General features: G+C 68.6%; 9 protein-coding genes and 1 pseudogene. 3 read left to right on the top strand and 7 right to left on the bottom strand.

The window, feature by feature from the left end; all coding sequences use genetic code 11:
• Positions 1–692: 692 nt before the first annotated feature.
• The 6 genes from mshC to A5773_RS00090 all read right to left on the bottom strand — a co-directional run bounded on the left by mshC (position 693) and on the right by A5773_RS00090 (position 5,371).
• A complete protein-coding gene (gene mshC / locus A5773_RS00115) occupies positions 693–1,925 on the bottom strand; it encodes a cysteine--1-D-myo-inosityl 2-amino-2-deoxy-alpha-D-glucopyranoside ligase (RefSeq protein ID WP_066957083.1) in 1,233 nt (410 codons plus the stop codon).
• A gap of 24 nt (positions 1,926–1,949) precedes the next feature.
• Positions 1,950–2,750, bottom strand: a complete 801-nt coding sequence (locus A5773_RS00110; protein ID WP_066957080.1) for a 3'(2'),5'-bisphosphate nucleotidase CysQ — start codon at positions 2,748–2,750, stop codon at positions 1,950–1,952.
• Between the two features lie 31 nt (positions 2,751–2,781).
• Entirely contained in the window at positions 2,782–3,597 is an 816-nt protein-coding gene (locus A5773_RS00105; protein ID WP_082948012.1) for an SCO1664 family protein, read from the bottom strand.
• Complete coding sequence (locus A5773_RS00100) at positions 3,581–4,168, bottom strand: DUF3090 domain-containing protein (RefSeq protein WP_066957074.1); 588 nt, start codon at positions 4,166–4,168, stop codon at positions 3,581–3,583. The genes A5773_RS00105 and A5773_RS00100 overlap by 17 nt, the downstream gene beginning before the upstream one ends.
• Positions 4,169–4,231: 63 nt before the next feature.
• A complete protein-coding gene (locus A5773_RS00095) occupies positions 4,232–4,996 on the bottom strand; it encodes a histidine phosphatase family protein (RefSeq protein ID WP_066957071.1) in 765 nt (254 codons plus the stop codon).
• Between the two features lie 72 nt (positions 4,997–5,068).
• Positions 5,069–5,371 (bottom strand): hypothetical protein, encoded by a 303-nt coding sequence (locus A5773_RS00090; protein WP_066957068.1) that lies wholly within the window; start codon positions 5,369–5,371, stop codon positions 5,069–5,071.
• Positions 5,372–5,496: 125 nt separating this feature from the next.
• On the opposite strand from A5773_RS00090, the gene A5773_RS00085 reads away from it, so the two are divergent.
• The 3 genes from A5773_RS00085 to A5773_RS00075 are packed head-to-tail and all read left to right on the top strand — an operon-like array spanning position 5,497 to position 7,909.
• Positions 5,497–6,549 carry a YncE family protein gene (locus A5773_RS00085; protein WP_066957065.1) on the top strand — a complete coding sequence of 351 codons (1,053 nt, stop codon included), beginning with the start codon at positions 5,497–5,499 and terminating at the stop codon, positions 6,547–6,549.
• The gene (locus A5773_RS00080; protein WP_066957062.1) at positions 6,546–6,800 is read left to right on the top strand and encodes a DUF5703 family protein; all 255 of its coding nucleotides are present in this window, start codon (positions 6,546–6,548) and stop codon (positions 6,798–6,800) included. Before A5773_RS00085 ends, A5773_RS00080 begins: the two co-directional genes overlap by 4 nt.
• 26 nt (positions 6,801–6,826) lie before the next feature.
• Positions 6,827–7,909, top strand: a complete 1,083-nt coding sequence (locus A5773_RS00075) for a quinone-dependent dihydroorotate dehydrogenase (protein WP_197505374.1) — start codon at positions 6,827–6,829, stop codon at positions 7,907–7,909.
• Here the strand turns inward: A5773_RS00075 and A5773_RS26200 are convergent.
• A pseudogene (locus tag A5773_RS26200) lies at positions 7,906–8,145 on the bottom strand (hypothetical protein); the annotation flags it as partial. The gene A5773_RS00075 and the pseudogene A5773_RS26200 sit on opposite strands and share 4 nt — an antisense overlap.

Below are 8,145 nucleotides of genomic sequence, written 5' to 3'. Positions count from 1 at the left end.
ACGCACGACGAAACTCCGCATCCCGCGCCACTATCGACCACGTACAACGACCCTCCCGCCCCACCGGATGCCTACCTGACTTCTCGCGGGGCGCACTGCGGCCCCGCGTTCCGGCTAAAGCAGTGGTCGAGGTCGACCGGACCGATTGGGTCCAACGTGCGATGGGGCTTTCCGCGGACACTGGCCGCAGCCTTAGGAACCACTCCGAGGGCTTGCCCCGGCTCGTATCACAAACAGAGGCTCCTTAGCCGTATCCGGCTGCGCACCTCGGGCGAACTGGTCTGATCTCATGTGTGTCTGATCTCATGCGTAACGATCCAGTTGCGGTGCACCCCGAGGCCGCCAGGCGGCGTCCAACAAGTCGCGGCCTTCCGAAGGCTCCGCCGACTCGCTGTCCGTTCCCATTGGTCTCACCGCATTCTTCAGCCGACCACTTCCTATAGATATATACCCATGCTAGGTTTTCAGCAAACGCAAATTAGTGAGTCATAATTTACATAGGTGCAAGTTATACATGCGTTGAACAGGCGTTTCTGGTCATCCACAATATTGAACGAGGGATTCTAGCAAACATTCTGCGGGCGTCGGGAGACTCGCCAACAGTCGGCGACCCCACCGCGCAGCACTGCGGATTCGGTGCGTAATGCACCATCCCGACAACCGTTCCGCGGGCCGACAACAATGCGCCGCGATCAGAGTTCGACGCCGAGTAGGGCATCGATCGCCGTTGCTACCAGCTTCGGCGCCTCGGTGTCATGGCCCCCGTATTCGAGCGCATCGGCGGCCCAACCATCAAGCGCAGCAAGGGCTTTAGGGGTATTTAGGTCGTCGGCCAAGTACTGACGCACCCGCGTGATGACGTCGGCGTCCGGGCCGGCGGGCAGGGCGGTCGCGGTGCGCCAGCGCCGCAGCCGGGCGTTGGCCTCGTCGAGCACCTGCTGGCTCCAAAAGCGATCCGCGCGGTAGTGCCCGGACAGCAGTCCCAGCCGGATGGCCGCCGGCTCGACGCCCTGGGCCCGCAACGTCGACACCAGCACCAGATTGCCGCGGCTCTTGGACATCTTGTGCCCATCCCAGCCAATCATTCCGGCGTGCACATAGTGCCGCGCGAATCGCCGCTCACCCCGTACACACTCGGCGTGCGCGGCGGTGAACTCGTGGTGCGGGAAGATCAGGTCACTGCCCCCGCCCTGGATGTCCAGGCCGCTGCCGATGCGGCTGAGCGCGATCGCCGCGCACTCGACGTGCCAGCCGGGGCGGCCGTCGCCGAACGGTGACGGCCAGCTCGGCTCCCCCGGCCGCGCGGCCCGCCACAGCAGGGCGTCCAGCTCGTCGGTCTTGCCGGGCCGGTGCGGGTCGCCGCCGCGCTGCTCGAAGAGCCGCAGCATGGTTTCGCGGTCGTAGCCTGACTCGTAGCCGAACTGCGGCGTGGCGTCCGCCCGGTAGTAGACGTCCGGGTAGTCGCCGTCGACGACGTACGCCGCCCCCGACGCCAGCATCTTCTCGACGAGCTCGACCACCTCGGGGATCGCCTGGGTGGCCGCAACGTAATCGCGCGGCGGCAGGACGCGCAGCGCCGCCATATCCTCGCGGAAGCGCGCGACCTCACGATCGCCGAGCTCGCGCCAGTCGACGCCGTCGCGGTCGGCGCGCTCGAACAGCGGGTCGTCGACGTCGGTGATGTTCTGCACGTAGTGCACGGCGTGGCCGAGGTCCAGCCACTGTCGGTAGACCAGGTCGAAGGTGAGATAGGTGGCCGCGTGCCCGAGATGAGTGGAGTCGTACGGGGTGATGCCGCAGACGTACATGGTCGCAGTCGATCCGGCCGCCACCGGCCGCACCTGGCGATCGGAGGTGTCATACAGCCGAAGCTCCGGTCCACGTCCCGGCAATACCGGGACCGGTGGAAACTCCCACGACTGCATGCCAACGACTCTAAACGCGGTGACCTAGCGCCATGCGTCGCGGATGGCAGCGAGCAGGATCGGTGCCACCTCGGCGCGGCACATCACGAAATCGGGTAGGTACGGATCGAACTGGTTGTAGCGCATCGGCGAGCCGTCCAGGCGTGACGCGTGCATGCCGGCGGCCATCACGACGCCGGCCGGCGCCGCCGAGTCCCACTCCCATTGGCCGCCCGCGTGCAGGTAGGCGTCGACGTCGCCGTCGATGATGGCCATCGCCTTGGCGCCCGCCGAACCGATGGCCACCGGCTGGATCGCCAACGATTGGCGCATGCGGTGCAGCACGAAGGGCGGCCGGGTGGCGCTGACGGCGATGCGAAACGTATGGGGTATGCCGACCCGCGCGGCGTCGGCGGTGACGGTGTCGGTGCGGTACACCATGTTCCCGCGGGCCGGCAACGACACCGCGGCGTCGGTGATCTCTCGCTGACCGTTGGTGGCTTCGCCGCTGGGACGCTGCCACAGCGCGATGTGCACCGCCCAGTCGTCGCGGCCCGGCGTGGAGAACTCGCGGGTGCCGTCCAGCGGATCGATGATCCACACCCGGTCGTGCTTGAGCCGGACCAGATCGTCGTAGGCTTCCTCGCTGAGCACGGCATCGCCGGGGCGCTCGGCGCGCAGCCGCCGCAGGATCAGCTCGTTGGCCAGGGTGTCCCCGGCGTCGCCCAACGCCCACGGATGACCGAAGCCGATCTCGTCGCGCACTTTCAGCAGCAGCTCCCCCGCGTCCGCGGCGAGTTCGGCGGCCAGTGCGGCGTCGGTCAGCTCATCCGGGGCCAGGCTCACCGGTTCAGTATCTCCGACGCTGCGACCGCCACTAGAAGGCCGGCCACGGAATGGGTCGGTGCCGGTTGGGTCCCGGCATCACCGGATCGTCCAGCAGCGCGTGCGCGCGCCTGCGCAACGCCGCGATCTCCGCCCGCGTGATGTGCTCGGCCAGTTCGTCGCACAGCGAGCCGCCCAGGACCTCGGTGAGCCCGGCGACCGCGTCCAACATTTTCTGGTCGACCGGCTTGTGGGCCCAGCCCCATAGCACCGTGCGCAGCTTGTTCTCGACGTGCAGGGACACCCCGTGGTCGACGCCGTAGACGTGCCCCTCGATGTCGCGCAGCACGTGGCCACCTTTGCGGTCTGCGTTGTTGATCAGCACGTCGAAGACGGCCATGCGGCGCAACCGGATGTCGTCGGCGTGCATCAGGACGACCTCGTCGCCGGCGTAGTCGTAGGCCCGCAGCACCGGCAGATAACCCGGCTCGGGCTTGTTGGCGGGAAACAGGTCGACCAGGTCGGGGCCGGGTCTGGGGTCGGAGTCGGCCGCGTCGCCGGGTTGGTCCACCCAGAGTTGCAGCATGCCCGGACCGGCCGGCCCGTGACGAATCACCGTGTAGGGCACGATGTTCCACCCCAACTGCGTCGACACCAGGTAGGCCGCGAGTTCGCGGCCGGCCAGCGTTCCGTCGGGAAAATCCCACAGCGGGGCTTCGCCGGAGACCGGCTTGTAGACGCAGTGCACGGTCGATTCGCCGAGTGTGGACTCGCACAGGAAGGTGGCGTTGCTGGCTGAGCGGATGCGTCCGATGACCGTCAGCTCGCCGTTGCGCAACACCTCACGGTCGTCAGGCCTCAAGTTCATCGTCAGGCCCGAGCAGCGCGCTGCGCCTATAGCCGTTGGCGCGCGCGCAGATATGGCCCTCCGGATCCAACGGCTCGTCGCACAGCGGGCACGGCGGGCGTCCCGCTGAGATGACGCGATTGGAGCGCGTGGCGAACTGCCGCGCCGACTCCGGCGTCAAGAACACCCGCACCGCATCGGGACCCTCGTCGGTGTCGTCGAGCACCACCGACGCGTCGAATTCGGCGTCGGTGACGGCCAGCAACTCGACCACCACGGTCTGGGCCTCCGAATCCCAGCCCAGGCCCATGGTTCCGACCCGGAACTCGGCGTCGACGGGGGTGATCAGCGGGTTCAGGTCCTCGACCTCGGCGGGCTCCGGCGGCACCGGGGTGCCGAACCTGCGATTCACCTCGAGCAGCAGCGCACCGATGCGCTCTGCCAGCACCGCCACCTGCTGCTTCTCCAACACCACCGACACCACCCGGGCGTCGTGCACCGCCTGGATGTAGAACGTGCGGTTTCCGGGCTGACCAACGGTCCCGGCCACGAAGCGGTCGGGTGTGCGGAAGACGTGAATTGCGCGGGCCATGGCACCTCCAAAATACCGGCTGTTGCCTTCGCCGTGCGATTCGATTGCCCCGCGACAGCTGAATTAATCAGTCGAGCCGCCGACCACCGCGTCGCCGGACGCAACGGCCGCGGTCGGCTGTTCCGTTGGCCCCGTCCCGGACTCACCGTCCGTCTTCGCCTTCGCCTCATCCTGGGGCTCGTCCTTGGGCGGTGGTCCGGCCCGCAGCGCTGCAGCCAACTTCGCACCGGTGTGGTTGACGTGCAACACAAACGGGCGCAGTTCGGTGTATCGGATCACACTCACCGACGCCGGGTCGGCGGTGACCCGCTGGAACGCGTCCAGGTGCATGCCGTAGGCGTCGGCGACGACCGCCTTGATGACATCGCCGTGAGTGCAGGCCACCCACAGGGCGTCGCCGCCGTGCTCTGCCGCCAGCCGTCGATCGTGTTCCCGGACGGCGGCCACGGCGCGCGCCTGCACCTGCGCCAGCCCCTCGCCGCCGGGGAACACCGCCGCGCTCGGGTGGGCCTGCACGACCCGCCACAGCGGCTCGCCGGCCAGCTCGGCGATCTTGCGGCCGGTCCAGTCCCCGTAGTCCACTTCGGCGAGCCGGTCTTCGACGAGCGGCTCGAGGCACAGCGCCTCGGCGAGCGGCTCGAGGGTGCGCCGGCAACGCAGCAGTGGCGAACTGATCAGCCCGCGGATGGGCAGGTCACCGATCCGGTCGATCAGCCCGGCGGCCTGATCGCGGCCCTTGTCGTCGAGGTCGACGCCCTCGGAGCGTCCGGCGAGGACGCCGGCGGTGTTCGAGGTGGAGCGACCGTGGCGCAACAGGATGACCGTCATGCCGCGGTGTCCCACCGATACGCCGCCCAAACCACGATCACGACCGTACCCGGTGCGGGGGCGGGTTCTTGACTAGCGCGCGACCGGGACCGCGTGCGCCACCGAGTCACGAACGGCGGCGATCAGGCTGCGCTCGTCGGAGACATCGATGTCGACCAGGCTGCGGATCGCCCTGGCGACCACCTCATCCGCCTGGGGAACCGGCCCGGCAAGGCGCGGTCGGTAAATTTCGACGACAAGCGATCGGTGCTCGATGTGGAACGCAAAACTGCGCCCATCACCGACTTGTCCATACCCGCTGGCGAAAATGCCTGTCGACAAATCCTCGACAGCAAACTCTTTCTCCGCGGTATGCCGGTCAACGGTGACGGCCATGGCCCGACCATACCTCGCCCGCGGGACTTGATGTAGACGACATGGCCATATTGGATGCGAAGGCGTTCCTTAGTATGCCCAGTCCATAGTCGTTACGCGAGGGAAAATAATTGCTGTCAACGCACATGCGTCGCCGAGCGGCAGCTCACCGGGGTTTGCTTGGCGCCGCGCTTTTGCTGGGCGTCGTCGCGGGATGTTCGTCGAATACATTCAAATCCGCACCGCCCACCATCGAACCGGCCGTGGCCGCCGTGTCGCCGCCGGTGTCGCAGAACCCGGCCGGCGAGGTGCGCGCGCTGGCCGCCCGCGCCACCGCCGCGGCGTTCGACGGCGGGACCCGCCAGCTGGCGGTGCTGGCGCCCGCCGCCGCCCCGCCGGGGCCGGCCACCGTCACGGTCTTCGGTGGGCCGACCGCCGCACCGCGGGTCATCGACCTGCCGGGGCCGGCGACCTCGTTGACCGACGACGGACACGGCACGCTCTTTCTGGCCGCCCGGGGTGGCTATTTCGTGGTCGACCTGCCCACCGGCCACACCAGGCAGGTGAACGTCACCGACGCCGCGCAGGTCGACTTCACCGCGGTGGCCCAACGCGCCGACGGCAAATTGGTATTGGGCAGCGCCGACGGGGCCGTCTATATCCTTGCCTCGCCGACCCCGGCCAGCGTCGACACCGCTACCGTCGGGAGCCGGACCAAGATCTTCGCCCACGTCGATGCGCTTGCCACGCAAGGGAATACGACAGCCGTCCTGGACCGGGGGCAAACCTCGGTGACCACGATCGGCGCCGACGGCCAAGCCCGCCAGGCGTTGCGGGCGGGCGAAGGCGCAACCACCATGGCCGCGGACCCGTGGGGTCGGGTGCTGGTCGCCGACACCCGGGGCGGCCAGCTGCTGGCGTACGGCGTCGACCCGCTGATCTTGCGGCAGGCCTATCCGGTGCCGCAGGCGCCATACGGCCTGGCCGGCTCCCGCGAGTTGAGCTGGGTAACCCAGACCGCTTCCAATATCGTGATTGGTTACGATCTGTCCACCGGAATTCCCGTCGAAAAGGTGCGTTACCCGACCGTGCAGCAACCGAACTCACTGGCCTTCGACGAAGCGTCAGACACCTTGTACGTGGTGTCGGGGTCCGGTGCGGGGGTTCAGGTCATCGAACACGCGGCGGGTAAGCGTTGACCGCGCCGCGCCGAAGTCAGTTGCCCGCGGGCTGGGACGCCGAGCTGTCCGACGAATACGAGTGGGTGCCGCTGCGCCTGCCACCCGAGGTGACCCGTGTCAGCGCGTCCATCCGGCTGTCCATCGAGGCCGAATACCGGGGCTGGGAGCTGACCCGGGTGCGGCTGTATACCGATGGTAGCAGGCGGGTGTTGTTGCGCCGCAAGAAGTCTCGGCTGAACACCCGGCGGCCTGACCAACCGGAACTGTGACCGTGCCCCAACCGCGCGAAGGCGTGGTGTACGGCGTCGTGCGACGGCTGTTCTTCCTGGTTCCACCCGAGCGCATCCACACGCTGGTCTTCGCGGTGTTGCGCGGCGCCACCGCCGTCGGCCTGCCGCGGCGGCTGTTGCACCGCCTGCTGGGCCCCACCGATCCGGCGCTGGCGAGCACGGTGTTCGGGGTGCAGTTCCCGGGGCCGCTCGGCCTGGCCGCCGGCTTCGATAAGGACGGCAAGGGGTTACTGACCTGGGGGGCACTGGGGTTCGGCTACGCCGAGGTCGGGACCGTCACCGCGAACGCGCAGCCCGGCAACCCGCGCCCGCGCATGTTCCGGCTGCCCGCGGACCGAGCCCTGCTGAACCGGATGGGCTTCAACAACCTCGGCGCCGGCGCGCTGGCGATCCAGCTCGCGCGTCACCGACCCGACATCCCGATCGGGGTCAACATCGGCAAGACGAAGTCCACGCCGGCCGCCGACGCCGTCGACGACTACCGGGCCAGCGCCCGCCTGGTCGGACCGCTGGCGTCCTACCTGGTGGTCAACGTCAGCTCGCCGAACACGCCCGGTCTGCGCGACCTGCAGGCCGTCGAGTCGCTGCGGCCAATCCTGTCGGCCGTCCTCGCCGAGACGTCGAAGCCGGTGCTGGTCAAGATCGCGCCCGATCTTTCCGACGCCGATCTCGACGACGTCGCCGACCTGGCTGTCGAGCTGGGCCTGGCCGGGATCGTCGCCACCAACACCACCGTGTCGCGTGCGGGCCTTCGGACGCCGGGGGTCGACGCGCTCGGCCCCGGCGGCATTTCCGGGCCGCCGGTGGCGCGCCGCGCCACCGAGGTGTTGCGCCGGCTGTATGGCCGGGTCGGTGATCGCCTGGTGCTGATCAGCGTCGGTGGCATCGAAACGGCCGACGACGCGTGGGAACGCATCACCGCGGGCGCGTCGCTGCTGCAGGGCTATACCGGCTTCATCTACGGAGGAGGCTTGTGGCCCAAGCGCATTCACGACGGCGTCGCCCGTCGGCTGCGCGACGGCGGCTTCGCCTCGCTCAGCGATGCGGTCGGCTCGGCGGCGCCGGCCCCCGGCGGGCCGGCAAGTTAAGCCGCCCCTTCTTCGTCGGCTTCTTCGTCGTCGTCTTCGGCCAGGACCTTCTCCGGGTGGTGGAAGGTGTTGGTGCGTGGCTGACCGCGATCCAGGTGCGGTGGTGGGATCCATTCGGTGTCGCCGTTGGCGCGTTTTCGGGTGGTCCAGCCGTTGTCCAGGAGGCGGTGGTGGGGTCCGCAGGCCAGGGTGAGTTGATCGATGTCGGTGCGGTGGGTGCTGGCCCAGTCCTGGAC

It is taken from the genome of Mycobacterium sp. 852014-52450_SCH5900713, from assembly GCF_001667075.1.
Taxonomy (GTDB): domain Bacteria; phylum Actinomycetota; class Actinomycetes; order Mycobacteriales; family Mycobacteriaceae; genus Mycobacterium.
This window is presented reverse-complemented; position numbering and strand designations above follow the sequence as displayed.